General features: G+C 72.0%; 22 protein-coding genes and 2 pseudogenes. 11 read left to right on the top strand and 13 right to left on the bottom strand.

Features of this window, described 5'->3' with window-relative positions; genetic code table 11:
* Positions 1 to 49: 49 nt before the first annotated feature.
* The 8 genes and pseudogenes from OG595_RS43730 to OG595_RS43695 form a co-directional block, all read right to left on the bottom strand.
* Positions 50 to 637, bottom strand: a complete 588-nt coding sequence (locus OG595_RS43730; RefSeq protein WP_329282238.1) for an Rv1733c family protein — start codon at positions 635 to 637, stop codon at positions 50 to 52.
* 21 nt (positions 638 to 658) lie between these two features.
* Positions 659 to 1,096, bottom strand: coding sequence for a BON domain-containing protein (locus tag OG595_RS43725; RefSeq protein ID WP_443073309.1), 438 nt, complete (start codon positions 1,094 to 1,096; stop codon positions 659 to 661).
* Between the two features lie 664 nt (positions 1,097 to 1,760).
* On the bottom strand, positions 1,761 to 2,591 hold the full coding sequence (locus OG595_RS43720; RefSeq protein ID WP_329282236.1) for a universal stress protein: 831 nt from the start codon (positions 2,589 to 2,591) through the stop codon (positions 1,761 to 1,763).
* Positions 2,592 to 2,740: 149 nt separating this feature from the next.
* A pseudogene (locus tag OG595_RS43715) lies at positions 2,741 to 3,183 on the bottom strand (pyridoxamine 5'-phosphate oxidase family protein).
* A gap of 15 nt (positions 3,184 to 3,198) precedes the next feature.
* A complete protein-coding gene (locus OG595_RS43710) occupies positions 3,199 to 3,873 on the bottom strand; it encodes a pyridoxamine 5'-phosphate oxidase family protein (RefSeq protein ID WP_329282234.1) in 675 nt (224 codons plus the stop codon).
* 19 nt (positions 3,874 to 3,892) lie between these two features.
* Entirely contained in the window at positions 3,893 to 4,960 is a 1,068-nt protein-coding gene (locus OG595_RS43705; protein WP_329282232.1) for a zinc-dependent alcohol dehydrogenase family protein, read from the bottom strand.
* A gap of 450 nt (positions 4,961 to 5,410) precedes the next feature.
* Positions 5,411 to 5,719 carry a hypothetical protein gene (locus OG595_RS43700; protein ID WP_329282230.1) on the bottom strand — a complete coding sequence of 103 codons (309 nt, stop codon included), beginning with the start codon at positions 5,717 to 5,719 and terminating at the stop codon, positions 5,411 to 5,413.
* 99 nt (positions 5,720 to 5,818) lie between these two features.
* Complete coding sequence (locus tag OG595_RS43695) at positions 5,819 to 6,166, bottom strand: hypothetical protein (RefSeq protein ID WP_329282229.1); 348 nt, start codon at positions 6,164 to 6,166, stop codon at positions 5,819 to 5,821.
* Positions 6,167 to 6,497: 331 nt separating this feature from the next.
* Here OG595_RS43695 and OG595_RS43690 point away from each other — a divergent pair, with 331 nt between their 5' ends.
* Together OG595_RS43690 and OG595_RS43685 are read left to right on the top strand one after the other, a co-directional pair.
* The gene (locus OG595_RS43690; RefSeq protein ID WP_329282227.1) at positions 6,498 to 7,079 is read left to right on the top strand and encodes an Rv1733c family protein; all 582 of its coding nucleotides are present in this window, start codon (positions 6,498 to 6,500) and stop codon (positions 7,077 to 7,079) included.
* A 332-nt stretch (positions 7,080 to 7,411) separates the two neighbouring features.
* Complete coding sequence (locus OG595_RS43685; RefSeq protein ID WP_329282225.1) at positions 7,412 to 7,888, top strand: hypothetical protein; 477 nt, start codon at positions 7,412 to 7,414, stop codon at positions 7,886 to 7,888.
* Between the two features lie 528 nt (positions 7,889 to 8,416).
* Here OG595_RS43685 and OG595_RS43680 read toward each other — a convergent pair.
* From OG595_RS43680 to OG595_RS43670, 3 genes and pseudogenes are all read right to left on the bottom strand, one after another.
* A pseudogene (locus tag OG595_RS43680) lies at positions 8,417 to 8,661 on the bottom strand (zinc-binding dehydrogenase); the annotation flags it as partial.
* A complete protein-coding gene (locus OG595_RS43675) occupies positions 8,657 to 9,562 on the bottom strand; it encodes a universal stress protein (protein ID WP_329282223.1) in 906 nt (301 codons plus the stop codon). The gene OG595_RS43675 and the pseudogene OG595_RS43680, both read right to left, overlap by 5 nt.
* A 195-nt stretch (positions 9,563 to 9,757) precedes the next feature.
* Positions 9,758 to 10,387, bottom strand: coding sequence for a hypothetical protein (locus OG595_RS43670; RefSeq protein WP_329282222.1), 630 nt, complete (start codon positions 10,385 to 10,387; stop codon positions 9,758 to 9,760).
* 540 nt (positions 10,388 to 10,927) lie between these two features.
* Here OG595_RS43670 and OG595_RS43665 point away from each other — a divergent pair.
* The 4 genes from OG595_RS43665 to OG595_RS43650 all read left to right on the top strand — a co-directional run bounded on the left by OG595_RS43665 (position 10,928) and on the right by OG595_RS43650 (position 16,145).
* Positions 10,928 to 12,043 (top strand): ABC transporter ATP-binding protein, encoded by a 1,116-nt coding sequence (locus OG595_RS43665; protein ID WP_329282219.1) that lies wholly within the window; start codon positions 10,928 to 10,930, stop codon positions 12,041 to 12,043.
* A gap of 198 nt (positions 12,044 to 12,241) precedes the next feature.
* Complete coding sequence (locus tag OG595_RS43660; protein WP_329282217.1) at positions 12,242 to 13,219, top strand: ABC transporter ATP-binding protein; 978 nt, start codon at positions 12,242 to 12,244, stop codon at positions 13,217 to 13,219.
* On the top strand, positions 13,216 to 14,808 hold the full coding sequence (locus OG595_RS43655) for an ABC transporter permease (protein ID WP_329282215.1): 1,593 nt from the start codon (positions 13,216 to 13,218) through the stop codon (positions 14,806 to 14,808). The genes OG595_RS43660 and OG595_RS43655 overlap by 4 nt, the downstream gene beginning before the upstream one ends.
* Positions 14,809 to 15,680: 872 nt before the next feature.
* Positions 15,681 to 16,145, top strand: coding sequence for a cyclic nucleotide-binding domain-containing protein (locus OG595_RS43650; protein ID WP_329282213.1), 465 nt, complete (start codon positions 15,681 to 15,683; stop codon positions 16,143 to 16,145).
* Positions 16,146 to 16,715: 570 nt separating this feature from the next.
* Here OG595_RS43650 and OG595_RS43645 read toward each other — a convergent pair.
* Positions 16,716 to 19,490, bottom strand: coding sequence for a cation-translocating P-type ATPase (locus OG595_RS43645; RefSeq protein WP_329282211.1), 2,775 nt, complete (start codon positions 19,488 to 19,490; stop codon positions 16,716 to 16,718).
* Positions 19,491 to 19,830: 340 nt separating this feature from the next.
* On the opposite strand from OG595_RS43645, the gene OG595_RS43640 reads away from it, so the two are divergent.
* From OG595_RS43640 to OG595_RS43620, 5 genes are all read left to right on the top strand, one after another.
* Positions 19,831 to 20,724, top strand: a complete 894-nt coding sequence (locus OG595_RS43640; protein ID WP_329282209.1) for a universal stress protein — start codon at positions 19,831 to 19,833, stop codon at positions 20,722 to 20,724.
* A gap of 263 nt (positions 20,725 to 20,987) precedes the next feature.
* Positions 20,988 to 22,328: an ABC transporter ATP-binding protein gene (locus tag OG595_RS43635; protein WP_329282207.1), complete on the top strand. Its 1,341-nt coding sequence runs from the start codon at positions 20,988 to 20,990 to the stop codon at positions 22,326 to 22,328.
* Positions 22,329 to 22,334: 6 nt separating this feature from the next.
* Positions 22,335 to 23,501 (top strand): ABC transporter permease, encoded by a 1,167-nt coding sequence (locus tag OG595_RS43630; RefSeq protein ID WP_329282206.1) that lies wholly within the window; start codon positions 22,335 to 22,337, stop codon positions 23,499 to 23,501.
* Positions 23,498 to 24,673 (top strand): ABC transporter permease, encoded by a 1,176-nt coding sequence (locus tag OG595_RS43625; protein ID WP_329282204.1) that lies wholly within the window; start codon positions 23,498 to 23,500, stop codon positions 24,671 to 24,673. Before OG595_RS43630 ends, OG595_RS43625 begins: the two co-directional genes overlap by 4 nt.
* A gap of 125 nt (positions 24,674 to 24,798) precedes the next feature.
* Entirely contained in the window at positions 24,799 to 25,014 is a 216-nt protein-coding gene (locus tag OG595_RS43620) for a hypothetical protein (RefSeq protein ID WP_329282203.1), read from the top strand.
* 192 nt (positions 25,015 to 25,206) lie between these two features.
* On the opposite strand, the gene OG595_RS43615 is transcribed toward OG595_RS43620, so the two are convergent.
* On the bottom strand, positions 25,207 to 25,473 hold the full coding sequence (locus OG595_RS43615) for an SHOCT domain-containing protein (RefSeq protein WP_329282202.1): 267 nt from the start codon (positions 25,471 to 25,473) through the stop codon (positions 25,207 to 25,209).
* Positions 25,474 to 26,199: the final 726 nt, after the last annotated feature.

Below are 26,199 nucleotides of genomic sequence, written 5' to 3'. Positions count from 1 at the left end.
CGGACAGGCGTGGGCCGACCGGTCCTGCACAGGAGCCGGTCGGCCACTGTCAGCCGAGCATCCGCTTCCTCCACCTGGGACCGACCCGCTCCCACTCCTCGCCCCACTCGACCAGGCGCCGCCGCTCCAGGAACGCGCGCGGAAGGCGGCCCACGACCAGCACTCCGGCTCCCGCGCCGAGCGCCACCAGCATGCCTCCCACGGCCGCCTGGAGCCTCGCCTCGCTCCGGGCGGCCGGCTTGGACACCAGCTCGTTCTCGCGGTTCACCCACACCGTGACCTTGCTGCCCGCCACGGCGTCGGCGTCAACCTTCGTCCGGTCGGTGTGCGCGCCGCCGTTCGCATCGGTCCAGCGCACCTTCACCCACACCGTACCGAGGTCGGTCTCCGTGTCGGACTCCGCCGCGTTGTCCGTGAGCACCGCCGATACGGCACGTGCCTGTGCGCGGTTCTCGGCCATGCCCCGCTCCATCGCGGCGGCTGTCTCGACGCCCGCGAGTACGGCGCCCAGCAGCGCGAGAAGCCAGGTGACGAGCACGATCCAGGCCTCAGCACGATCGCTGGCACGCCGAAGCGGACTTCGGTGCCAGCGCCACAGCCACGCCCTGGTGACTTTCGTACGAGACGTCGTCGCCATCGGTCGACACCTCCTCCTGCCTCAGGACGTGCTTCCGGCTTCGGAAGTCCGTCGGGTCTCGTCGTCGTCCGGGAGATCCGGGTCGAGATCCGGATGCCTGCGCGGTCCCGGCGGCGCGCAGTCGACGTCCACCACGCCCGCGACAGCCCGCACGAGGCGGGCTGCGACGGGCACGAACGTGGTGTCACGGATACGGCCCGTAAGCGTGACGACTCCATCGCGGACTTCCACCCGGATCGGCACGACGGGGGCGGGGAACAGCTGCTCGACGAATGCTCGACGTACTCCGTCGGCGATGTCCTCGTCGTCCCGCGAGAACACATCGAGCAGGTCGGGCCGGCTGACGATGCCCTGGTGCACCTCTTGATCGTCGACGACCGGAAGCCGCTTGACCCAGCTCCTGGCCATGATGCGCGCGGCCTGGGCGAGGGTCGCGTCCGCGTGGACGGTGCCGTGCATGACGTCCTCCATGCCTGCCGGGCCGTCGGGCCCATGACATCAGCGTGGGTCAAGGCGCCGGCGTGCGCATGGGCCGGGTGGCCCTGTCCGAGGTCCCGATGGTCTCCGAGCGGGCATGACCCTGTCGTCCGTCTCCTTCAGCGGGGTGTACGCGATGTGGCCTCGGCCAGAAGCGCGTTCATTGACTGAGTGCGTACGTCGGATGGATCGCCACGTCCTCCGCGGACACCGGCCGCACCTGGGGGACGCCCCGCCCGCACCGACTCGGACGGGGCGCTGTCGCCGGTGCCGAAGCCTCCGACGACGACCTGGGTGATGGTCCGGATGGCGTCGGCCACCCGTTGGCATGAAGGCCGACCGAGGCACGGCACCTTCGGAGCACTGCTGCAGAGACGGCTTGTGCACCGCCATGAACGGCGCGTCGGAACACGGCAGCCGCGGGCCACGGCAGCGCTGCCGGCCTCGGCCGTCCGCCTCCTCGGAGCGCAGGGCCGCCAAGCCGAAGCCGGCGCCTACCGGTCGCGCGATGAAGTGCGGCATCTGCTGCCGGGAGGTGCGCGGCCGGTGCCGGGACGGGCACCAAAGGTCCGGCCCCGGCCGCACCGGCATCGCCGTCCGCGTCACCACCACGCGCTCCACATCCGGCGAGGTGGTTGCCGCCCGGTCATCCGCCGCCGGGCACGACGACCACAGGGCAGTGGGACCGGCGCAACAGGGTGTGCGCGACCGGTCCCAACCCCGCTCCCGGCCCGCCGCGCCCGTGCGCACCGATGACCACGACCGCGGCCTCCTGCGTGGCTTGCAGCAGCGAATGCGCCGCACCGGCGCGGAACGTGCGGGTCTCGACGTCCACGCCAGGGTGCTGTTCCCGCAGCCGGGTCAGAGCGAACCGCGGTACGGCCTCCTCGGCCCGGTCGTTCCGGGCGAGTCGCTCCTGTCCCGGGCTCGTCACGGGCACCAGCGACGGCAGTTCGGGGGGCACCTGCCGGTGGTTCAAGGAGTGCAGGACACGCAGCCGGACACCGCGCCGCTCGGCTTCCTGGAAGGCGTAGACGGCCGCATCCACGTCCGCGTCGCTCTCCAGGCCGAGCAGCACATCCCGGCCCCCGTCGCACGGATGGTCCCCGCGTACGACCAGCAACGGGCCCCGCGCCCGCGCGGCCAGTCGCGGGGTCACCGAGCCGAACAGCAGGCCGGTGAGTCCGCCGAGGCCGCGCGTGCCCACAACGGTCAGGGCCGCATGCCCGCTCTCACGTACCAGCGCCTGTACGGTGCCGTCCTCCGCCACCGCTGTCACGACCGGCAGACCGGGGTGCCGCCCGCTCACCCGTGACGCCGCGGCACTCAGTACGGGTCCGGCCTCGTCCCGGTCCACCACGGCGTACACGACGCGCAGGCCGACTCCACGGCGCACCGCCTCGCCGGCGGCCCAGTCCAACGCCCGAACGGCGAGCAGCGAACCGTCCATTCCTATGACCACGTGTTGGGGAGTCATGGCGCCTGCTTCCCTTCGGGTGTTCGCGGCGGCTTCGCAGTCCACGCTCACCGTCCACGGACGCTCGGGGCAGGGCCCGCCAGGTCCCGTCGCGACGCCGAACGGCCCCTTGCGGCGGACCCGTTCGGCTCCATGCCGGTGACGGCCCGTCAAAGTTCCGGAGTCACGCCGTACAGGGTGCTGCGCCCACCGACCGGCTCCCGGCCGGTCACCAGCCCGGGCTCGATACGGACGAACTCCTCCTCGGGCGATGGCGCCCAGGGGCGCGGGCCGGTCCGTGCCAGGCGCTCCCGCTCGGCGAGGTCGGTCATCACCATCGCCTCGCAGGTGACTACGGCACTCCAGCCGGAGTGGGTGGCAGCATCGGCCTCGTCGGCCTCGAAGGCGACCACCGTTCCGTCGATCGCCGCACCGGCTCCGAGGCCGCCGAGGTGCGCGGCAGCACCGAACCGTCATGGTCCGGAGCGAAGTTGACGGGCGGAACCCCGGACAGGGCCCCACATGTGTGGACGATGCGGCCGACGGGCACCTTCGCCGGCAACCGCAGGCACTCCCGCCGTTCGAGTTCTCCGGATCCGTCGTCGGCGTACAGCGGGCGCGTCCGCCGTCACACCGTGATCCTGCGCCCGGTGAGCGCGAGCGGATCGATGCGCACCCACACGTCGCGCTCGCCGCCGGCCCACGGCAGGCTGTACGCGCGCTCCGTGAGGTGCCGTACATCGTCCGGAGCCGTCACGGTCCGCGCGTGGCCGCGCACCAGAACGCTCCAGCCCTGGCTGAACGCCTCGTCGATGCGGTCGACCTCGAAGGCGACCTGGCAGCCGGCCGCCTGCGCGGGCGTGGTGCCGTCCGCGGTACGGAAGACGATCGCGCCCTCGACCACGCTGTAGTTGACGGGGACGACGACGGGCCCCGACACGGTGGGCACCGCGACCCTGCCCACGCCGTGCGTGGCGAGCAGGGCGCGGCACTCCTGTTTGCTCAGCTCCGTGAACTGGGGGTGCGGGCTCGCCCGCCCGGCGCCCGGCGGAAGATCCAAGGTGCTGCCGGTGAGGTCCCGCACGGTGGTACGCAGGGCCCCGGCCAGCCTGAGGAGGGCGCTCATGCCCGGTGCGGTGGCGGGCTGTTCCTCCAGGTACTGGAGGTAGCCGGGTGCCATGCCCGCCCGTTCGGCCGCCTCCCTTCGGGACAGGCCGAGTTCCTCGCGTCGTCGGGTGAGGCGACGTCCGAGATCACTCGTCGGGGATCCCTTCACCGCGCCCGGTTTCACCTGTTCGTCCATGGCCCGCCACTTCCTCTCGTCAGGTCGCACGGACGGCGACCTCGTGCTGCGGCCCGCCGAGCACCACCTTGAGCGCGCCGGTGTCGGCGGCCCGGGAGAAGACGTCGTAGGCCTCCTCCATGCGGTCGAGCGGGAAGGTGTGGGTGACCATCTCCGCGGTGGGCAGCCGGCCGGCCGCCGTCATCCGCAGCAGGGTGGGCGTCGAGTAGGTGTCGACGAGTCCGGTGGTGATGGTCACGTTCTTGATCCACAGGTCTTCGAGGTGCAGAGTGGCGGGCTTGCCGTGCACGCCCACGTTGGCCACGTGTCCTCCGGGGCGCACCATGCGCGTGCACAGTTCGAAGGTCTCCGGCACGCCCACCGCCTCGATGACGACGTCCGCGCCGAGTCCGTCCGTGAGGTCGGCGATCAGCTGCTCCGGGTGTTCACGGGCATCGGCCACTGCATCGGCGCCGAGCCGCCTGGCCGCCTCCAGCCGGGAGGCGGCCAGGTCGACGGCGACGATCCGCTCGGGCGAGAACAGCCGGGCCGTGGCGATCGCCGCCAGTCCGATGGGACCGGCGCCGACGACGGCGACGGTGTCCCCGGGCCGCACCCGCCCATTGAGCACCCCGACCTCGTAGGAGGTGGGGAAGATGTCGGCCAGCAGGACGGCGTCCTTGCTGTCCACCGCGCTGGGCAGGGCGTACACGGACAGGTCCGCGTAGGGGACACGGACGTACTCGGCCTGGGTGCCGTCGATCAGGTGGCCGAGGATCCAGCCCCCGCCGCCCCGGCACTGCCCGTACACGCTCTCCCGGCAGTAGCGGCACCGCCCGCAGGCGCTGATGCAGGAGACCAGGACGCGGTCCCCGGGCCGCACGGTACGTACGTCGCTGCCCGCCTCGACGATCTCGCCGACCGCCTCGTGCCCGAGCACCGTGCCTGGGCGCACCTCGGGCACATCGCCCTTGAGGATGTGCAGGTCCGTCCCGCAGATGGTGGCAGTGTCCACCCGCACGATCGCGTCGGTGGGCTCCTTGATGCCGGGATCCGGGACCTCCTCCCAGGCAGACTGACCGGGACCGTGGAAGACGAAGCCCTTCATGACGAACCTCTCCCTGGTGTTCTCCTGCGAGTCTCGGGCCCCGGCGGTTCGGCGACAGTCGGTCACGCCGAGCGTCGCGCGACCGACGCCGGGACTTCCGCGCAGTCTCAGCTTGTCCCGCGCCCGTGGGACCCGCTTGGGCCGGTCAGTACCCACCGCCAGGCCATTGGGGGTCGTCGCACGGGCACGAGCGCACCCAGAGACGCCGTTCGGGCCGGGGCGACAGGGGCCGACCGGCCCTTCCGCTCGCATGGCCGAACATGCCTTTCTCTCACCATGTCCAAGACCCACAACAGGTCCGTACCGCGCCGCACGGAACAACCCGTCTGCGGGGCGACCGTCCTGGATCCACGCGGCGAGATCGACTGTGCCGGTCTGTCCGGCGCCTTCGAAGTGCACCCTCGCCTTTTCCAGGGGCCGACGCGTACAAGGACGACGGGCTGACCCGGCCTACCCATTCGGCCGCCCCTCACCGAACACGTGCCCCGGGGTACTCCCAGGGGTGACGGCGCCTTCCGGACCATGTCCCAGACGCATGAGCAGATGCATGCGACCGGTCCGGTCGGGCCCGGGGCTCAGGAACTCGCGCAGGTCGGGCCGCTCCAGCGCCTGATGCAGCGGAGACATCCGCGGACCATGGGCCGTGGCGAGGAGCCAGACGTGCTGGAGCGCCTGCCCGGCGTGCAGCCAGTCGGTACGGCGGCCGTGCCGGGTGGCCGGCACGGCGATGGCCGGGTCCTTCTCGGAGGACTGGGCCACGAGCCGCTCGGGATGGCGCCTTGCGGTGAAATCACGCGCAGGGAGGTGTTCGCGAGCGTCCTGCGGACCGAGCGCCGTCCATGTCACGCCGCCCACATCTCACGCCGGGCCCAGGGCGTGGTGCGCCCACCGCCGGCCCTCCGTCGCGCGGCCGACGTCGAGACGGTCGCGCTGCGCGGCCTCGGCGGTCAGTCGAAGGAGACGGTCCCTCGCGGTGGCCTCGGCGAAGGTGAGCCGTGCGCCCTCCACGCGGGCCGCCGCGCCGAGTTCCGCGCGCAGGTCCGGGAGAATCGACGTGTGACAGAAGGGGAACCGGCCGCTGTGCCTGCGCCAGACGTCCGCGTAGACATCGGCGTTCTGCCGCTCCTGATGTGACTCGCCGGACCCCGTCGGACGGATGGTGGCGAACAGGCCGGGGATCTCCGGGCAGGGCAGCAGCCGCGTCATGGGCGACCAGTCGAAGCGGGCCGACGTACGACGGCCGATGCTGTCCTCTGCCGTCCTCCGAGCGTGGACGTATCCGCCCCCGCGGAGTGTGCGAGCCGATGGTCCTGCCCCTGGGACAGGAAGGCCCGGCCTCCCGATCCGAGCGAGCCCGTGCCGCCCCTTGGCCCGGAGACGCCCGCCCGGCCCTGTCCATCCAGGGCTGAAAGGCCCCTGTTCATTGGCGAGATGCCCCCGAACGGCACGGCGGTGCCACCCGGTGGACCCATGTCGCGTTCCCTCTGCGGCTGTCACCGTCGGAAATGTCAGGAACTTCAGGAGGAGGTGCGGACCGATGCGCGGCAACAGGTGCACAAGGAAGCGGCTCTGGCGGTGGCGGAGCAACCCGTTGCGACGCCACGACGACATCGTCGAGGCCTGGATCGTGTTGGCACTGTGGGCGATCATCACCATAGGAGGCACGGTCGCCGGTCTGGTGACGGCCAACGCCGCCGCCGACATGTTCGCCGGACAGCGCGCCGAGCGCCATGCCGTTCGAGCCGTGCTGCTCACCGACGCCCCACCGGCTGTTTCGACGCTCAGGGGAGCGAGCGGCCGGTCGATGGCGACGGTCCGCTGGACAGCCCCCGACGGTTCCACCCGCACCGCCGATACATTGGTGAACGCGGGACTGACGGCCGGATCCGGCTTCGTCGTCTGGCAGGACGGCCAGGGCGAGCTCACCACCGAGCCGATCGGCCCCACGGACGCAGCCATCGAGGCGGGCTTCCTCGGTGCGGCAGCCGCACTGTCCCTCGCCGGGATCTCCTGCGTCGCCGGAGCCCTCGCACGTTGGCGGCTCGACCAGCGGCGTATCGACCGCTGGGGCCGGGAGTGGGACCAGGTCGGTCCGCGGTGGAGCCACAAGACCGGTTGACACCGGGACCTCCGGTCGAACGCCCGGTGGCTCTCCCGGAAGTCGCTGGACGCCCCGCCCGCGAGGCGGGACTCGGCCGATCCGCGCCGGCCCGAGCCGGCACGGACAACCCGTCCCTCCGCACGCTGGACAACAGCGCGTGTCGTCCACCGGACGGAACCCTCACGGTCACAACGGATGACGGAACCCTCCCGCACTGCCTCCTTCACGGACCGAACGGACCGGGCGGACGAGCCACTTGGCCCTCGTGCCCGCCCCCTCTCCGCGCTGTACTCGACAGAGAACACACAACCGCTGTCCGCCACAGAGCCCAGGAGGGAAAGGGAAGTTCCATGAGTACGACCCGCGCGCTCCGCCCCGTCACACCGAGCGCCACGATTCCGGCTGCCGGACAACCCGTCTCGGCCATACCGCCCGGTACCCCTTCAGCGTCCCCCGTGCCGACCCGTGAGGGCAGCCCCCGGTCCGTCGTCGACCACGTCGCGGACTTCTACGGCGCGTACACCGACGCCCTCCACGACCTCGGTCAAGGACAGTTGGCCCACGCGCTCCGCCACCACTACCTCACCGCCAAGCTGTGCGCCGATCTGATCCGCTGGGAAGCCGCTCACCTAGGGGACGGCGTACTGCGCGCCAAGGGCGTTCCCACCCGGTGGAACGTCGCCTACAACGACAGCGGAATGGGGCACTGCTGGAGCCGTGTCACCCTCGCCTGGGACGAACCCGGGCACGAGACCCACCAAACGCGCCTGTTGGTCCGGTCCGACCTCGACTCACGGCGCATCTCGGGGATCTGGACCGACGAGTGACGACGAGCTGTTCCCGCCGGGCACCGGGCGTGCGGATCGCGCCGAATGCCCGAACACCCCTGCACCGGGGCCGGTCGTCACCCATGACGGCCGGCCCGTCTTCGTCAGCGGGATGTCGCCGGACGATGTGAGGACGAAGACGCGGGCCCGCTTTGAGCCGAGCCGTCCGCGACAACCGCAGGGGGCGGGGTGATGGACAACCAGTCGAAGCAGGGCTGCTTGCCCGCAACGATCACTGGGCACTCGGCACGGCCACTGAGGCCTCGCGGTCACCGGACGAGCGCAGAGGCGTTGCGTCCCTCCGGCGGCGGCACCGCGGTACAGGTCCCTCGGGCAGCATCCCGGTGGTGATCTTCACGTCCGCCTGACGGCGGTGGGCCCGCTTGGCCACGGCCTCGACGATCGTGTCGACCGGTATCTGTTCGGAGGTCCGGCCCAAGTCCTGGACGCGAACGGTGCCCCGAGCAGGGTGGCCTCGTCGGCGACCCAGTCGACGGCCCGCGGACTGGGTTCGGAGCCGTCCACGCCGACGATGACCGCGCCGGGTTCGGCGGCCAGTCGCAGCTTCTCGTCGATGACGTCGACCGCCACGACCGTCGCACCGGCGATCTTCGCGTACTGCACGGCCAGATGACCGAGCCCGCCGACCCCGGAGATCGGCAAGAACTGCGCGGGCCGGACACCGGGACCTTGAGCGCCTTGTACATGGTGACAGCGGCACAGGTCAGCGGGGCGGCCTCCAGAGCACTGATCCCGTCCGGAACGGGGTCAGCCGTGGGCGACGACAGCGACGGGAACGGTGGAGTGGTGCAGGACGGCATGCGTGACATGGCCGATGTGGGCACCGAACGGGTTACGGCGGATACGCCGGCCCACGACAACCAGCGACGCGTCATGGGAGGCGTCGATCAGATGGCCGGCGGCCTGTCCGAAGCGGCACTCCTCCGTGACGATGACGGCGGGGAATTTCTGCCGCCACGGGCGCAGGACCTCGGCCAGGGCATCGGCCCGCTGCCGGCCGAGCTCGATTTGGAATTCGACGTCGGCGGCGAGTCCGTACGCGTAATACGGCGGCGGGTTCCATCCGTGGACGACGTGCAGGGAGGTGTATCGGCGGGCGGCCTCGACAAAGGCGAACTCGATGACGGAGTCGTCGGGACTGCCGGTGTCCAGGCCGAGGACGACGGGCCGGAAGGGAGCAGCGGCGGACGGAATGCCCACCGGGTCCAACTCGTGCTCGTCCGCTGCCTGTTCGCCGGCCCGGACCAGGACCACGGGCTCGGTGGCATGCGCCACGACGCTCATGGCGACGGAACCGACCATGAATCCGCCGATCCCGCTCAGTGGCCGGGAACCCAGGACGAGCAGTTCGGAATCCTCCGCCGCCCGCGAGAGGACCTCGGCGGCCCCGCCAGGGATCTGTTCCGCGAGGATCTCGACCCCGGGGTGGCGCAGACGCAGCCCCTCGGCGGACTCACGAAGGAGACGTTCGCTCCAGTGCTGCCGTGTCTCGGGGCCGAGAAGCGGGGCCTGCGCCATGGCAGCCGGGAATGGCTCCCACACGTGCACAATCTTCAGCGGCAGACCGCGAAGCTTCGCCTCGCGGGCCGCCCATTCCGCGGCTGCCCGGCTCTCCTGCGAGCCGTCGAGACCTACGGTGACGGTACGGGACATGGTCTCCAACTCCTGGACCGGGCGGATCCGCCTGAATCGGGGGAGCCGATTCCAGCGTCGTTTCGAGAAGGTGCGAGGAACAGAGGCCGCAGGTCCCCTGCCAGCACTGTTCGGCCCCAGGGGACTGCGGAGGGACGGGGCGCCCAGCGGCAGGGGGCCGCGGGGCCCTTTCGGGTCCCGCCGCCCCTCCCTCGGTCACTGCAGCCAGCGGTTGCGGCTGACGAACGGGAGCTTGGCCCACTGCTTTCCGAGGCCCCAGGTGGCGCCGGCACCGGCCGCCGCGAGGGCGATGAGGACGACGGCGTAGATGAGGTGGTAGTCGGTGAACGGGTTGGTCGACATGCTCAGCGACCCGTCGGACAGGTGCTTGGCCGGCGGCCATTCGGCGATCCACATCAGCGCCATCATCACGGTGCCGGAGAGGGCGGCGAGCCGCAGCGCGATGCCGCTGACCAGGGCGAGACCGATGCCCAGCAGGCCGAGCATGAACAGCCAGTTCGCCCAGGTGTCCCCGGCCCAGGAGTGGAACGTGGACTCCATCGGCCCGACGGCCACGTTGCCCAGGAAGCCCAGGGTGGGCGAGCCGCCGTCGATCCAGCCCTTGCCGGACGGGGTCGCGTAGCCGAAGCCGAAGGTCTTGTCGAGGAACGCCCACAGGAAGACGAACCCGGTGAGCAGGCGCAGGGAGGCGAGGACGTAGGCCTGCGCGGTGTGCGCGCCGGTGTGTGCCGACACGGCGGACTCGGAGACCGAGGAGGTCCGGTTCCTGCGCAAGGACGGCAGGTGGAAGCCCGGACGGCGGTGAGGGTGCTCGTGCACGGCCATGATGGTGATCCCTTCGGGGACGGTCGGAGCGTTGCCTGACGCCACTCACTCTGGTGGCGCGGAGAGCACGTCGCCGGATGCCGAAGGTCTGCAACTGCGGGGCTGAACGACCCCATCCCGGGGGCCCGTTGGGCTGCGGGGGCGCGCTCCCCGGTGCCCTTGTGGGCACCGGGGCATCCTGTACGGGGTGCTGGTCGGCGTCAGCTCGCCGGTGGCCGCCCACGCTGCCGACCCGGGTCGCGCGCCCGCACGACGCCATCGAGGGTGTGGTTCCGGGGGTGAGGCGCCCCAGCCGGGGAGAACTCGTCCTGTTCCAGATCCACTTGTGCGGCCGTCGTGGTCGGAGTGCTGTCACGGTGTGCGCCCCGTTCCGGGTGCCGAAGGCCGACCGGCCCACCGGCAGGGACGACCGGGACCTGCCCGCGCGGACCGGCCCGTTCGAACCTGGAGTCGTAGCGCACCGACGGGCCGGGACACGCCCCTCGCTCCCTGTCCTCTGCGCCGCCCTACCGCCGAGGGGCATTCGGGGAGGAGGAGATCATGGCGTCGGTCACCTTCGACAAGGCAACCCGGTGCTTCGCGAAGATGGACCACCCGGCCGTCTGCGAACTCGACCTGGAGATCACGGACGGCGAGTTCATGGTCCTGGTCGGCCCGTCCGGCTGCGGCAAGTCGACCAGCCTGAGGATGCTCGCCGGTCTTGAGGACGTCGACTCGGGATCGATCCGGATCGGCGACCGGGACGTGACCCATCTGCCGCCCAAGGACCGCGACATCGCGATGGTGTTCCAGAACTACGCGCTCTACCCGCACATGACGACCGCGGGCAACATGGGCTTCGCCCTCAAGATCGCGAAGCGGCCCAAGGACGAGATCCGGCGCCGCGTCGACGAGGCCTCGGCGGTGCTCGGCCTGGACGACTACCTCGGCCGCAAGCCCAAGTCGCTCTCCGGCGGGCAACGCCAGCGGGTCGCGATGGGCCGGGCCATCGTCCGGGAGCCGCAGGTGTTCCTGATGGACGAGCCGCTGTCCAACCTGGACGCCAAGCTACGGGTCCAGACCCGTACCCAGATCGCCGCGCTGCAGCGGCGCCTCGGCACCACCACGGTGTACGTCACCCACGACCAGGTCGAGGCAATGACCATGGGCGACCGGGTGGCGGTCCTCAAGGACGGCGTGCTGCAACAGGTGGGCACCCCGAAGGAGGTATTCGCGCGTCCCGCCAACGCCTTCGTCGGCGGCTTCATCGGCTCCCCGGCCATGAATCTCTTCCGCCTCGCGCTCACCGCCGACGGAACGGAACTGGGCGGGCTGGTCCTGCCCCTGCCCCGGCCGGCCCTGAACGTCGCACACGCCGAAGGCGCCGCCGAGATCATCCTCGGCGTCCGCCCCGAGCAGTTCACCGTTCTTTCTCCGGAGGACCTGGAGACACCGGGACTGGACGTCGTCATCGACACCGTCGAGGACACCGGCGCCGTGACCTACCTGCACACCACCGCCAAGGTGGGCCAGGAACTCGCGCAGGTCGTCGCCCGGGCCCCGGCACGGGTGGCGTACGCCAAGGGGCAGCACCTGCGCATCGCTCCCCGCGCGGACGCAGCACATCTGTTCTCGGCGCAGACCGGCCTGCGGCTGCCGACGGAGGCGCGGGACTGAACCGGCGCCGCGCCACAGCTGGGGCCGTAGGACTCATCTCCGGGCTGCTCAGCGGTACTGCAGTGCCGGCGGAGACCGGCTCGGCTCCTGGTCCTGCGCCGAACGGGGCCCATCGCTCGGCCGCCCGGGACCTTCGGCCCCTGCCGAGGCAATACCACCGTGCGAAAGCGTCGGAGGAAACCGACACGGGAGGCGCCCATGCCCGCCGTTTCCGCTCACCAGCGCCGCAGCACGCCGGGCGGCGACGGCTCCGCCGCCGTATCCGTCTCAGGGCTGGTGAAGACCTTCGGACGGACCCGCGCGCTGGACGGGCTGGACCTGACCGTGGCCACCGGGGAGGTGCACGGCTTCCTCGGTCCCAACGGCGCGGGCAAGACCACGACCATCCGGGTCCTGCTCGGGCTGCTGCGAGCCGACGCGGGCGAGGTCCGGCTGCTGGGAGGCGATCCATGGCGCCAAGCGGTCGCCCTGCACCGGCGGCTGGCGTACGTGCCGGGCGACGTGAGCCTGTGGCCCAGGCTCACGGGCGGTGAGATCATCGACGTCTTCGGGCGGCTGCGCGGCGACCTCGACCCGGCCCGGCGGGACGAGCTGCTGGAACGGTTCGAGCTGGACCCGACCAAGAAGGCGCGCACCTACTCCAAGGGCAACCGGCAGAAGGTCGGTCTCGTGGCCGCCCTGGCGTCCCGCGCCGAACTGCTGCTCCTGGACGAGCCGACCTCGGGCCTCGATCCGCTGATGGAGAGCGCCTTCCAGGACTGCGTGCGCGAGGTGAAGGCCGAGGGGCGCACGGTTCTGCTGTCCAGCCACATCCTGGCCGAGGTGGAGGCCCTGTGCGACCGGGTGAGCATCATCCGGGCGGGCCGCACCGTGGAGAGCGGCACACTGACCGGGCTGCGGCATCTGACACGCACCTCGATCGACGTAGAGACGGTCCGGACGCCTGCCGGCTTCGACACACTGCACGGCGTGCACGATCTGCGCACCGAGAACCACCGGGCGCGCTTCGACGTGGACACCGACCGCCTGGACGACGCCGTACGCCACCTCACCGGCTTCGGTATCCGCACCCTCACCAGTCGGCCGCCGACGCTGGAGGAGCTGTTCCTGCGCCACTACGGCGAGGAATCGGTCGGCCGGCCCCCCGCCCCGAACCACGGGGAGGAGCGCCGATGACCTCGACAACCGAGTTGACCGGCACCACCGTCCTCACCCGGCTCGTCCTGCGCCGCGAACGAGTGCGCATCCTGATCTGGACAGCGGCCGTCCCGCTGCTGGTGCTGCTGACGGCGGCCAGCGTGAAGGAGCTCTACCCCACCCAGCACGACCTCGACGTGGCGGCCGAGGCCAGTGCGGACAACGCCGCGGCCATCGCCTTCAACGGACCGGCCCAGGGCCTCGACACCCTGGGCGGTGAGGTGGTCTTCCAGGTGGGCTCCTTCGGACTGGTCATGGTGGCCCTGATGAGTACGTTCATGACCGGACGGCAGACCCGCGCCGAGGAGGAGGCCGGCCGCGCCGAGATGATCGGCTCCCTGCCGGTCGGCGGGCACGCGAACGCCACCGCCGCCCTGTTGGTCGTGTCCGGCATGAACGTGATCGTCGGGGCCCTGGTGGCACTCGGCCTCATCGGCATGGGCCTGCCCGTCACAGGTTCGGTCGTCACCGGCCTCTCCTTCTGCGCGCTCGGGCTCGTTTTCGCCGGGATCACCACCGTCGCCGCCCAGATCTCGGAGAACACCCGGGTCGTGCACGGCAGCACCGGTGCCGTGCTGGGCGCGGCGTTCGTACTGCGGGCCATCGGAGACATCGGGGACGGCACGGTGTCGTGGCTGTCGCCCATCGGCTGGGTCCAGAAGACCCGGCCCTTCGCGGGTGAACGCTGGTGGCCCCTGTTCGTACCGGCGGCCTTCGCCGTCGCCGCCGTCCTCGTGGCCCACGCGCTGTCCGACCGGCGAGACCTGGGCGCGGGCCTGGTACCTCCACGGCAGGGCCCACCGCGGGCGGCTCAGGGCCTCGGCCGACCGCTGGGGCTGGCTCTGCGACTGCAGCGGGGCAGCCTGATCGGCTGGAGCTGCGGTGTGTTCCTGACCGGCCTCGCCTACGGCTGGGTCGCCGAGGACGTGGAGGACTTCGTCGCCGACAACGAGGCCATTCAGGACCTGATCGCAGGGTACGGCGGAGCCAGCCTCACCGACTCCTACCTGTCCCAGTCGCTGCTCGTTGTGGCCCTCCTCGGCGCCGGGTACACGGTGCAGTCCGTCTTGCGGCTGCGCGGCGAGGAGAGCGGTCTGCGGGCCGAGCCGGTGCTCGCCGCACCCGTTTCCCGTGGCCGCTGGGTGGCCAGTCATCTGACCGTGGCGCTGGCCGGCAGTGTCGTCATGCTGATCGCCGCCGGGCTCGGAACGGGGCTCGCATACGGCATCACCAGCGGTGACATGGGCCAGGTGCCCCGTCTGATCGGCGCCGCGCTCGCCTACACCCCGGCGCTCTGGCTCCTCGCGGGGCTCGCGACCACGCTGTTCGGAGTCGTGCCGCGCGGCGCGGTCGCCGCCTGGGCCGCGCTCATGGCCTGCTTCGTCATCGGCCTTCTGGGCCAGGCCCTCGACCTGCCGGGCTGGGCCAGGGACATCTCCCCGTTCGAGCACGTCCCGCACCTGCCCGCGGCCGACCTGCGCCTCGCGGCACCGGCCTTCCTCACGGCGCTCGCCGCCGCCCTGACCGCGGTCGGTCTGGCGGGCTTCCGACGACGCGACGTCGGTTAGGTTCCGACGCCACGGCACCGGGTCGTCCAGGGCAGGGCTTTCTGCGCTGCCGGTGATGGCCTTCCACAGCCGCCTTCCGCCGACCGCCGTCGCCACAGTCGGCGTCGGCGGTCATCGAGCCCTGGGAGAGGAACGCGTGGTCGTCGTCGGCAAGTGTTCCTGCGCGTCCGGCTTCCCGCCTTGGTGTTCAAGACGGTCGTGGATCGGCAGTGTGGCGCGGGGCGGGTGACGCCGACGTATCCGGGCCGAGCGTGGGGCGGAAGGTCAACTCCCGGGTGATCGCGCGGGCAGGGACCGGATGTCCCTGCCCGCCCGCGCGCCTGCCGGCGGGCCCGGGAACCGGCCGCCCCGGCGGGTGCCCCTCAGCACTCGGCTCTCTTCCCACGCCTTCAGCAGTTCGTCGGCGACCCGTGTCGCCCACGCCGCGGTCCCGGGAAGGTGGCGGAAGCCCTCGCCCTTGCTGTTGCCCGGGATCATCCGGGCTCCGAAGCCCTTCGCGCCCGCTTCCAGGCAGCCTGCGAAGGCGGCAGGTCCGCGGGCGCCGGGCCGGGCCGGGCCGGGCCACGACCCTGCTCACGCCGGGCACGGGCGGGCTGTCCCGTTCAGGGGCCGGGGCGTCGAACGGGCTGCCGCTGAAGTGCCACGGCGGGCGTTCGACCAGGGCACGGCGGCGCACGAAGCGGCGCGTGTCCCTGTGCCGGCGTCCGGCGTACGTTCCCCGCCGACCATGCCGGCGTCGTCGTACGGGTGCCGCAGGGCTGGAACGGGCCGACGGACAGCCCGTTTGTGGGGCCGGGTGGCCCATGGCCCGTCCCCCGGTACCCGCACACGCTGGAGTTGCCAGGTCCTTACACCCTTCTGGGAGGCACACCATGAACGCTCCCACAACGACGAGCTTGCCGCGGGCGCTGTCCGCCGAGCACCGGCAGCGGCTGATGCGGGCCGCCCGGGAGGTGTCGTACCCCCAGGGCACCCGGCTCTTCGAGGAAGGCGGCCTCGCCGACCGGTTCTGGATCATCCGCACCGGCACGGTCGACCTCGACATGCGGGTGCCCGGCCGTCGGGCGGCCGTGATCGAGTCGCTCGGGCACAACGAACTCCTCGGCTGGTCGTGGCTGTTCACCCCGCACGCCTGGCACCTGGGCGCCGAGGCAGTGACCCCGCTGCGGGCGTACGAGTTCGACGCCACGGCCGTCCGCGCGATGTGCCAGGAGGACCCGGCGTTCGGCCAGGCCGTCGCCCAGTGGGTGGGCGAGGTCGTGGCCCACCGGCTGCGCGCGGCTCGTACCCGGCTGCTGGACCTGTACGGCCCGTACGGCAGCGGAGGGCAGCGGTGAACGTACCCGCGGCACGCGCAGCCCCGAGCGGCCAAGGGCTCGCCCTGCACGGATCCGGGACGCAGAGGGCCGAGCGCAGCGGGGCAAGTGAGGATCGTCCCTGAGAAGGTCGAATGCGCATGGTGCGAGCAGGAGTTCAAGCGGGTCGTCAGGCCGGGACGCCAAGCGCTCCGCTGGATGTGCAGGACCGGGCCGTCAGACGCCAGCGAGCCCTTCGTGGCCGGTCGTGCCCATACGGCGAAGCCGCATCCTGATACAACCCCGTGCCCGTTCAGGGCTGACTGAACCGCAGCGGACTTCACCAGGTCCGCGGCAGTGGTGCCGTCCACCTTTTCCACCTTGGCCTCGGCCGTGCGGGAGGAGGTCCGGGCCGGCGTCGTGACGCTCGGCGGCAGGGTCCGCGACACCTCCCTCGTGCCACCACCGGGACATCGCCCCGGAGCGCCCACGAGGCTGTGTCGATGTGCGGCTCCGCCGCGATGAAGGTCCGCCGCTCGGCGAGCCGAGAGTGGGCGAGCGGCCGGCCACGACGGGACCCACGGACGAGGCACCGTACTTCCGGCGGAGCGGTCAGCGCTCCCCCGGCCGATCGGCCCCGCGGGAGCGCCGCACGAGCAACCGCGCCGCGCGCAGGACGACTTCGACGAGCAGCACCGTGGATGCCGTGGCCAGGCACAGAGCCCACTGCGTCGCGTCGAGTGGAGTGGTGCCGAAGACCGCACGGGCCCAGGGCAGGTGGACGGCGATCACCTGGACGGCCAGGACGCCGGCCAGGCACAGCCACAGGGTCCGGTTGCGCAGCTGGTGGCGGCCCAGCAGCGGCCCGTCGTCCGCGCGGGCGTTGAGGGAGTTGAACAGCTGGAACAGGACGAACGTGGTGAACGCCATGGTCAGCGCGGTTTCCGTGCCGACCTGCGATCGGGCGAGGGCGAGCAGGCCCACGGTGCCCGCAGCCATCACCGCACCGGCCCGGCCGATGGCGGTCAGCCGGCGGACGTCCAGGATCCGCTCCTTCGGATCGCGCGGCGGGTGGCGCATCACGTCGTCGCGGGCGGGGTCGACGGCCAGGGCCATCGCGGGCGGCCCGTCCATGATGATGTTGATCCAGAGCAGTTGGGCCGCCGTCAGTGGCGCGGGCAGCCCGGCCAGGGAGGCGCCGAGCAGGCTCAGGATGGCGCCGATGTTGGTGGCCAGCTGGAAGCGGACGAACTTGACGATGTTGTCGTAGATGGCCCGTCCTTCGCGGACGGCCCGCACGATCGTGGAGAAATCGTCGTCCGTGAGTACCATGTCGGCTGCTTCCTTGGCCACGTCCGTGCCGGTGCGGCCCATCGCCACCCCGATGTGGGAAGCCCGCAGCGCGGCGGCGTCGTTGACGCCGTCGCCGGTCATGGCGACGATGCGGCCGCGGCTCGACAGGGCGTGCACGATGGCCACCTTGTGCTCCGGGGCGACGCGCGCGAACACGCCGATGTCGTCGATGCGCGCCGCGAGTTGATCCTCCGTCATCCGGTCCAGTTCGGCACCGGTGACCACGTCGCCGCGGATGTCGAGTTCGCGCGCGATCGCCGCCGCGGTGTCGGCGTGGTCACCGGTGATCATCTTCACGGCGACGCCCGCGGAGCGGCACAGTGCCATCGCGTCGCGGGCCTGCGGGCGGGGCGGGTCGGCGATCCCCGCGATCGACACCAGCGTCAGTCCAGGCAGTACGGACGGATCCGGACGGCTCTCCACCAGGGCGGTGGCCGCGCCGAGCACCCGCAGTCCCGAGCCGCCCAGTTGGGACGTCACGGCCAGGACCTCGCTCCTGCGACGGTCGTCGAGGTGTTGCACCCCCTTCTCGGTCAGCACGTCGGTGCACAGGCCCAACAGGACGTCCACCGCGCCCTTGACGTGGACGCGCGTGTGTTCGTCGGATTCGGTGTGGAAGGTGGCCATGTACTTGGTGGCGGCGTCGAAGGGCAGCTCGCCGGTGCGGGGCGACTCCGCCCGCAGCAGGTCGGCGTCCACACCGGCCTTCGCCGCGAGCACCACCAGCGCGGCTTCCGTCGGATCGCCGACGAAACCCGCGCCCGTCAGGTGCGCGTCATTGCACGCGGCGAACGGCAGCACCGCCTCGGTCAGGTCGCCGTGGTGCACGGTATCCGCTGTCCCGGCGGCACGGATGGTGCCCGCGGTTCCGTATCCCTCTCCGGTGACGTCGTAGAGCCGGCCAACGGTCCACAGGGCCCGCGCGGTCATCTCGTTCATGGTCAGCGTGCCGGTCTTGTCGCTGCACACGACCGTCGCCGCGCCGAGCGACTCCACCGAGGACAGTCGTTTGACGATGGCGCCACGGCGGGCCATGCGGTACCCGCCGAGCGCGAGGGTCAGGGCCAGGACGGCGGGCAGCCCCTCGGGGATCGCCGCGACGGCCAGAGCCACGGCCCGCAACGCGATGTCCGAGAGCCCCTCGCCGCGTACCAGTGCGGTCAGGGCGTAGGCGACGACCGCGACCCCGCTCAGCACCGCGAGCCGCCGGCCGAGGCTGTCCAGCTGGACCTGCAGCGGGCTCGGGGGTTCGGATCCGGTGCGCAACGCCTCGGCGATCGCCCCGAGTTCGGTGCGCATTCCGGTGGCCGTGACGATCATCTCGGCGCGGCCACGGGTGAGTGCGGTGTTCATGAAGAGCATGCCGATGCGCTCGGCGAGCGGCACGTCGCCGGTCCCCGGGGCGGCTTCCGTGCTCTTGGCGACCGGCTGGGACTCGCCGGTCAGAGCCGCTTCGGCCACCTCCGCCGACTCCGCGACGGTCAGGCGTCCGTCGGCCGGTACCCGGTCACCGGCTTCCAGCAGCACCACGTCCCCGGGCACAAGCGTGTCCGCCTCCACGACCTGCTCGACACCGCCGCGGCGGACCCGGGCGGTGGGCACCAGCATCCGGCGCAGCGCCTCCAGGCTGTGCTCGGCGCGCCGCTCCTGCAGGTAGCCGAGCACGGCGTTGATCTGCAGGACGACAGTGATCACCACCGCGTCCTTGATGTCACCGATGGCACCGGCCACCACTGCGGCGATCAGCAGGATGCCGATGAGCCAGTTGCGGAACTGGTCCAGGAACTTCAGCAACTCGGGGCGCCTGGCCGCCTCGGCGAGCCGGTTCGGCCCGTGGACCGCCGCGCGACGGGCGGCTTCCTGCGCGCTCAGTCCCACGGCCGGATCGACGCCGAGACGGTACGCCACCTGCGCGGGAGCCAGCCTGTGCGCGTCGGTCTCCGCGGCCTGGGCCGCCCGCGCCACCTCTGCCGTGTCCGTCGTTCCTGCCGTCTCCGTCGTTCCTGCCGTCTCTTTCGGCGCCCGCCCGTCCATGGTCACTCCTTGCCCGACCTGACGACGACAACCGGGACGCTCATCGCAGCGCTCCCCTCTCCCCGTACGGTCCGGGAAGCGGATCCCCCCAGGCCGGCGGTGCGGCGCGGGCAGCCCGACGTGGCCGGGCCCCGGGCCCGGCGACATCGGCCGGGCAGCCCGTGCCACGCTCTTGCGATCCCCAGCGTCCGCCTGCCCGGCGTCTCCCGCACAGGGCCGTACGGCCCCGGGCACGAACCGTCCGGCCCTTCCCCCCTGCGGTCACCGGGACCGACTCTGGAATGGGTAGGCATGCGTGGCGGCGGGCCTGCTGCTGCCACGCCGACACCGGAGGTGTGCCATGACCGAAGCTGTCGTCGTCGGACTCGACGGTTCCCGCGCGAGCATGACGGCCGCTTGGTGGGCCGCCCGCGAGGCCGCGGAGCGGCACCTGCCCGTCGTACTGCTCCACTCCTGGACCACCCAGCCGCTCGACGTGCCCATCGCCCAGGAGGCCCACAGCAAGCAGCGGTACGGACGGGAAGTACTACAGCGGGCCGCTGCCGAACTGCTGCACCGTCACAATGATCTGACGCTGACCACGGAGCTGGTGTCCGACCCCGCCTCACAGGTTCTTCTGGACCGCAGTGAGAGCGCGTCGATGCTCGTGCTCGGCTCCCGCGGCCACGGCTCCCTCGCGAACTTCCTGCTCGGCTCCATAAGCCTGCACGTCCTCGGCCTGGCCCAGTGCCCGTGCGTCACCGTCCGGGCCGGCGACCCGGCAGTCGAGGAGGGCTGGGGGCACCCTGCCTCGGCGGACCGTGACGAGGTCGTGGCCGGCATACAGGAACTCGGGCCGGCCGCCGACCCGCTGCTGGAGTTCGCCTTCACCGCCGCCGCCTCGGGCGCGGCACGCTTGCGCGCGGTACGGGCCCTGCCCATCTCCGCGTCCGCGGCTCATCCGCAGGCCGCCCCGTACGTCCAGCGGGCCGACCGGGACCATGAGGCGCAGGAGCGTATGCGGCTGAGCGCGCTCCTGGTGCCGTGGCGCGAGAAGTTCCCCGATGTCCCCGTGGTGGAACACGTCGACAGAGGCCGCGCGTCACAGGTACTGCTGTCCGCCTCCGCGCACAGCCGGCTCACCGTCATCGGGCGACGGCGCCACCCGTCCCACCTCACGTGGAAGCTCGGGCCGGTCGCACACGCGGCCCTGCACCACGTGCCCTGCCCCGTCGCCCTCGTCCCGCACGACTGAACCGGCCGGGGGCCGTACGAGGACTCTCATGAACCGCGCCCTTCCGGACACTGAGCCGCGCCGCGTGGTTCTCTGCGCCGTCCTGCGCATCGCCGCTCGAACCGGCCCTCCTGGCCGTCACGGCCCCCGGCCCTGACGGCCGACGGCGTCTTGCGAATCGCGGGTGCCGTTCCCGCGGCCTGTGCTCGGCCCTGGGAACCGTCTCAGCCGTACCGCCCGCAGCGGGCCGGGTGCCGGCCGCCCTGCGGGAGGGGGACGCCGGGGTGGACCTCATCGCGGTCCTGGCCCTCGGCGGCACCCTGGCCGTGCGGGAGTACCTTGCCGGGGCCATGATCGCGCTGATGCTCGCCACCGACCACGCCCTGGAGGCCGCCGCCCGCCGACGGGCCTCCCACGGCCCGCGCGCCCTGCTGGAACACGCGCCCCGCGCCGCCCGGCGCCGCAGCGTCGACGAGCACCGGACGAGCGCCGCCCGACTCGACGACGGCACCGAACTCCCGGCCCGGGCGCGCAGGGGGCCGAGTGGCCCTTCGGCAGACCCGTGCGACCCCTGTCTCCGGTGGAGCGGCCGTACGAAGCTCGGTACGAATGCCCCCGACGACTGTCGAGGTGATGTCATGAACCAGCCGGTGGGACACCCGCCCGGCCAGGACGCCGACCGGGCGGTACTCGACTGCGCGCATCTGGTCCGGCGGTTCGGCGACCGCACCGCCGTCGACGACGTGAGCCTGAGCATCGCGCGGGGCGAGACATACGGCCTGCTCGGACCGAACGGAGCGGGAAAGACGACGACGATCAGGATGGTCTGCGGCCTGCTGCGCCCCGACGCCGGCACCGTGCACGTGGCGGGCCGGCCGGTGGACACCAAGGCCGGGCCCGCCAAGCAGCTCATCGGCTTCGTCCCACAGGACGTGGCCCTCTACCCGGACCTCAGCGTCCGCGAGAACCTCCGCTTCTTCGGCCGCCTCTACCGACTGCCGCGCCGGCGTCTGGAACACCGCGTGGACGAGGTGCTGGACCTCATCGACCTGGGCTCCCGGGCCGGCGACCGCGTCGACTCGCTGTCCGGTGGCATGCGGCGCCGCCTCAACATCGGGGCCGGGCTGGTGCACGCGCCGACGCTGCTGGTGCTGGACGAGCCGACCGTCGGCGTCGATCCACAGAGCCGGCACGCGATCCTCAACAGCGTCACCCGCTTCGGCGAGGAGGGCATGGCCGTCCTCTACACCACTCACTACATGGAGGAGGCCGAGCGGCTGTGCGACCGCGTCGGCATCATCGACCGGGGTCGGCTCGTCGCCGAGGGCAGCCCGCGCGAACTGGTGGCGCTGGTGGCCGAACGGGACCGGGTACGGCTCACCGCTGTCGGTGACCTGACTCGTTACACGGAGGCGTGCCGCCGGTTCACCCGGGTCGAGGGCGCGGCACGCACCGGGGATCACGGCGACGTGGTCGAGGTGGTCGTCAAGGACGCCCGGAGCCTGCTGACGGACCTGCTCGACCTCGCGCACACACTCGACGTCGACATCCGCAGCGTGGAGATCGACGAGCCCGACCTGGAGGCGGTCTTCCTCCATCTGACCGGCACCGCGCTGAGGGAGTGAGTCGCCGTGCGTGTCGTCCTCGCCATCGCGCTCAAGGACCTGCGCCAGCGCCTGCGCGACCGGTCGGCCTGGGTGATCGTGTTCCTGGCGCCGGTGCTGATCTCCGGTCTCATGGCCATGGCGTTCAGCAACAACTCCGAGTTCCACGCCGACATCGGAGTCGTGGACCTGGACCGGGGTGCGGCGGCCACCGGGCTGATCCAGGTGTTCAAGAGCCCCGAACTCTCCGAGACGGTAAGGGTGTACACATACGACGACGAGGCCGCGGCACGCCGGGCGGTGGACGCCGGCCGGGCACATGCGGCGATCGTCGTCCCCGAGGGGTTCACCAAGGCGGTCGCCGGCGGGGGCGCGTCGCCGGTCACCGTCCTGGACAGCGTCGACTTCGGGATGCAGGCGCAACTGGCCCGCGCGGTGACCGAGTCGTACGTCGCCCAGGTCAACGCCGACCGTCTGTCGGTCGCCACCGCGGTGGCGGCGGGCGCCTCGCACGAGGAGATTCCTCGACTCGCCGCCGAGGCGGCCTTGTTGAGACTGCCGGAGCAGGTGCGGGCGCAGGGGCTCGCCGACGATCCGCTGAAGGTCATCAGCTACTTCGGACCGAGCATGGGCATGTTCTTCGTACTGTTCTGTGTCGGCTTCGGGGCCCGCGGCTACTTCACAGAACAGCAGCGGGGCACCCTCGACCGGATCTCCGCGGCACCGGTCGGGCGAGGTGCGCTGCTACTGGGCAAGTCGCTGTCCACGTTCGTCTACAGCCTGGCTGGGCTCGGGACGGTCACGGTCGTGTCGTGGCTGGCGTTCGGCGCGCGCTGGGCCGATCCGGTCGGCGTCGCGGTGCTGAGCGTGGGCATGGCGGTGGCCGTGGTGTGCCTGACGGCGCTCGTCATCGCGCTGGCGCGGACCGAGCGGCAGGCCGAGGGGCTGGCGTCGATCGTCGTGTTCGCGCTCGTCCTGCTGGGCGGCAACTTCGTTTTCGCGTCCGGCACTTCACTGATGCGCCGGCTCGCCTTGTTCACGCCCAACGGCTGGGCCCTGCGCGGCTTCACAGACCTGGGCACCGGCGTACGCGGGTGGGCCGCCGTCGGCGCTCCGCTGCTCGGCATCTTCGCCTTCTCGGCCGCCGTGGCTGCCCTGACTGCCCTGATCCTTCGGCTGAGGAGGCCGGCATGACCGCTCTCGCCCTGACCCGGGCCACGCTCGCCCGCGTGCTCCGTGACCGTACGGCGCTGTTCTTCATGGTGCTGCTGCCCGTCGCGATCATCGTCGTCATCGGGGTCACGGTCAGCGGCGTCGACCAGTTCCGGGTGGGAGTCGTCGCCGATGCCCAGGCGGGCCCCGTGGCACGGGAGTTGACAGCGGACCTCAAGGACACGTCCGGTCTGCGCACCCGTACGTACGACACCGCGGCGGACGCGCGCACCGCCCTGCGCCGCGCCGAACTGGACGCGGTGGTGATGGTGCCCGCCGATCTCGACAGGGACGTACAGGCCCGGGCCTCCGTCACGATACGCGTGCTGGTGGAGCCCTCCGGCAGCGCCGGACACGCCGCCGTGTCCTCGGTGTCGGCCGTCGTCGCCGAGCATGCGGCACGCCTGCAGGCCGCCCGCTTCGCCGCCGACGAGACGGGCGGCACCCTCGACGATGGCCTGACGGCCGCCCGCGGCGCCGAACGGGCCGCGTCCCCCATCACCGTGGAGTCCGAGACGGTCAACGGCCAGAGCGACTACCTGCCGCTGGGCTACAGCTACAGCACCCCGACCATGCTGGTGCTGTTCGTCTTCATCAACGCCCTGGCGGGCGGCGCGGCCATCGTGCAGACCCGCAGGACGGGGGTCTACGCCCGCGCGCTCGCGGCGCCCGTGCCCGCCCGTACCGTGGTGTTCGGCGAGACGATCGCCTACCTCCTGCTGGCCCTGCTGCAGTCCCTCCTGATCGTGGGCATCGGCGCGCTCGCCTTCGACGTCGCCTGGGGCGATCCGCTCGCCGCGGGTGTCCTCGTCACCGTCTGGGCGCTGGTCGGCACCGGGGCAGGCGTCCTGGCCGGGGCGCTCTTCCGCACCCCGGAGCAGGTCCATGCGGTCGGCCCGGCGCTCGGCATCGGCCTCGGCATGCTGGGCGGCTGCATGTGGCCACTGGCCCTCGTGCCCGACTGGCTGCGCACCGCAGGCCACGCGGTCCCGCAGGCCTGGGCCGTCGACGCGTGGACCACTCTGCTGTCCCGCGAGGGTGACCTGCCCGCGATCCTGCGCGACCTGGCCGTCCTCGCGGCCTTCGCCACCGCTCTCCTCACCCTCGCGTCGCTGGCCCTGCGGCGCCGGCTGACCACCAGCACCGGGACGTGACCGCCGCCGCGCGAAGGACCGCGCCGTGGAGGGTTCCCGAGGTGGTCGCTGTGAACGCGGTTCCCTAGCATCGGTCGTCCCGGCCCCTTGCGGCCGTCCTGCATCTGCCGGGCGCCGAGCGCACCGTGGGTGCGGAGACCGCTCCCCGGCTGCCCAGCCTGACGGTGCAGGTGGTCGAGGACGCGTGTGCAGTGATCGCCCTGCGCGACTCGCAGCGACGCGAACCGCCCCGCCGGCACCCTCGGACACGTCACCGCTGGCATGTCGAGGGCCGGCGGCTGCGCGCCAGAAAGGCACGGGTCAAGGACGTGGCCGTGCGGTGCCTGGACTCCCCCGGCTGACATCCGGGCAGCGGCCCGGACCAGGCGGACACGGCCCGGGGCGGCGCGGATCAGCCGGTCTCCGGCCCCGGTTCCACGGGGCGGTACTCGCCGGCTCGTCGATGCGCCCGCCGGAGTGGTGGCGGAGCCGCCACGGTTGCGCGTCGTGCAGGCACGGCGCGGCCGTGGCGGTGTTCACCAGAACGGCTCCGGTCAGTGTTTCGCGAGGTTGGGGCCGTTCCCGCGCAGCACGGTCAGGCGGCGCCGGTACTCCTCCTCGTCGATCTCCCCTCGGGCGAAGCGTTCGGCGAGCACTTGCTCGGCCGGTGTCGCGGCAGGGGTGTGCGGAGGCTCGGGGGAACGGTTCAGAGTGCGGTAGAGCAACACGGCGACGGTGATGAGCAGGGCCCAGAGCAGGACCGTGCTGATCGACATCGCGAACCAGTTCCATCCGTTCATTTCGTGGCGGTTCCAGTACATCGTGAACCCCCTCCTTTCATTCGTGGGGTACGACTCGTGCGTGGGGCACGACGGCCACGGGGCAGCCGGGATGGATGGCGGCGTGGGTGACGGGCGCGGTTCGCGGGCCCATCGGCCGCTCGGCGATCCCGGTCCGCACCACGAGCAGGCTCGCTCCCGTGGCGGCCCGGACCAGCACCGACCGCTGCCCCGCCCGCCACGACGGTCTCCACGACCTCGGCCTCCGGGTACTTCTCCCGCCGGACGTTCGGTACGGAGGCCAGCAGGCCTTCCCGATACTTGGCACGCCGCGGTCCATACCCCGGGACGCGTGCGGCCGGGCCTCCTTGAAGATCGCCGGACCGGACGGTGCCTTCGCAGCGCTCTCGCAGGGAGGCGTACACCGGCCGCAGCGGCAGCCCGTGCCGGGTTCCCTCGTCCACGGCCCGATAACCCGCCGTAGGACTCGCGTCCGATCCGCCGACGCCCGCGACCAGGGGCAGCTCCATTTTCCCCACCGCCTTTCGTCGGACCGCGCGGACGCGTGGCATGGGAGTCCACTCTCACCCTGACACCTGCGGGCGGGCGGCAGCAGGGGCACTTCGGCCTCGGTCCGGGGCATACGGCCCATGCCACCGCGCGGCGCAGGAGGCACGTGATGCGTCAGGGCCACCGGCGATCCGCGTACCGGGAACCGAGGGCCACTCGTCCCGCCCACCTGCCCGTTCAGTCCCTGGGCCGGAGGGA

The organism is Streptomyces sp. NBC_01451 (assembly GCF_036227485.1).
Taxonomy (GTDB): Bacteria; Actinomycetota; Actinomycetes; order Streptomycetales; family Streptomycetaceae; genus Streptomyces.
This window is presented reverse-complemented; position numbering and strand designations above follow the sequence as displayed.

What these genes read in the sequence shown, in the direction of transcription:
- OG595_RS43730 (WP_329282238.1), bottom strand. Translation starts at nt 637, where the DNA reads ATGGCGACGACGTCTCGTACGAAAGTCACCAGGGCGTGGCTGTGGCGC.
- OG595_RS43725 (WP_443073309.1), bottom strand. Translation starts at nt 1,096, where the DNA reads ATGCACGGCACCGTCCACGCGGACGCGACCCTCGCCCAGGCCGCGCGC.
- OG595_RS43720 (WP_329282236.1), bottom strand. Translation starts at nt 2,591, where the DNA reads ATGACTCCCCAACACGTGGTCATAGGAATGGACGGTTCGCTGCTCGCC.
- OG595_RS43710 (WP_329282234.1), bottom strand. Translation starts at nt 3,873, where the DNA reads ATGGACGAACAGGTGAAACCGGGCGCGGTGAAGGGATCCCCGACGAGT.
- OG595_RS43705 (WP_329282232.1), bottom strand. Translation starts at nt 4,960, where the DNA reads ATGAAGGGCTTCGTCTTCCACGGTCCCGGTCAGTCTGCCTGGGAGGAG.
- OG595_RS43695 (WP_329282229.1), bottom strand. Translation starts at nt 6,166, where the DNA reads ATGACGCGGCTGCTGCCCTGCCCGGAGATCCCCGGCCTGTTCGCCACC.
- OG595_RS43690 (WP_329282227.1), top strand. Translation starts at nt 6,498, where the DNA reads ATGCGCGGCAACAGGTGCACAAGGAAGCGGCTCTGGCGGTGGCGGAGC.
- OG595_RS43685 (WP_329282225.1), top strand. Translation starts at nt 7,412, where the DNA reads ATGAGTACGACCCGCGCGCTCCGCCCCGTCACACCGAGCGCCACGATT.
- OG595_RS43675 (WP_329282223.1), bottom strand. Translation starts at nt 9,562, where the DNA reads ATGTCCCGTACCGTCACCGTAGGTCTCGACGGCTCGCAGGAGAGCCGG.
- OG595_RS43670 (WP_329282222.1), bottom strand. Translation starts at nt 10,387, where the DNA reads ATGGCCGTGCACGAGCACCCTCACCGCCGTCCGGGCTTCCACCTGCCG.
- OG595_RS43665 (WP_329282219.1), top strand. Translation starts at nt 10,928, where the DNA reads ATGGCGTCGGTCACCTTCGACAAGGCAACCCGGTGCTTCGCGAAGATG.
- OG595_RS43660 (WP_329282217.1), top strand. Translation starts at nt 12,242, where the DNA reads ATGCCCGCCGTTTCCGCTCACCAGCGCCGCAGCACGCCGGGCGGCGAC.
- OG595_RS43655 (WP_329282215.1), top strand. Translation starts at nt 13,216, where the DNA reads ATGACCTCGACAACCGAGTTGACCGGCACCACCGTCCTCACCCGGCTC.
- OG595_RS43650 (WP_329282213.1), top strand. Translation starts at nt 15,681, where the DNA reads ATGAACGCTCCCACAACGACGAGCTTGCCGCGGGCGCTGTCCGCCGAG.
- OG595_RS43645 (WP_329282211.1), bottom strand. Translation starts at nt 19,490, where the DNA reads ATGGACGGGCGGGCGCCGAAAGAGACGGCAGGAACGACGGAGACGGCA.
- OG595_RS43640 (WP_329282209.1), top strand. Translation starts at nt 19,831, where the DNA reads ATGACCGAAGCTGTCGTCGTCGGACTCGACGGTTCCCGCGCGAGCATG.
- OG595_RS43625 (WP_329282204.1), top strand. Translation starts at nt 23,498, where the DNA reads ATGACCGCTCTCGCCCTGACCCGGGCCACGCTCGCCCGCGTGCTCCGT.
- OG595_RS43615 (WP_329282202.1), bottom strand. Translation starts at nt 25,473, where the DNA reads ATGTACTGGAACCGCCACGAAATGAACGGATGGAACTGGTTCGCGATG.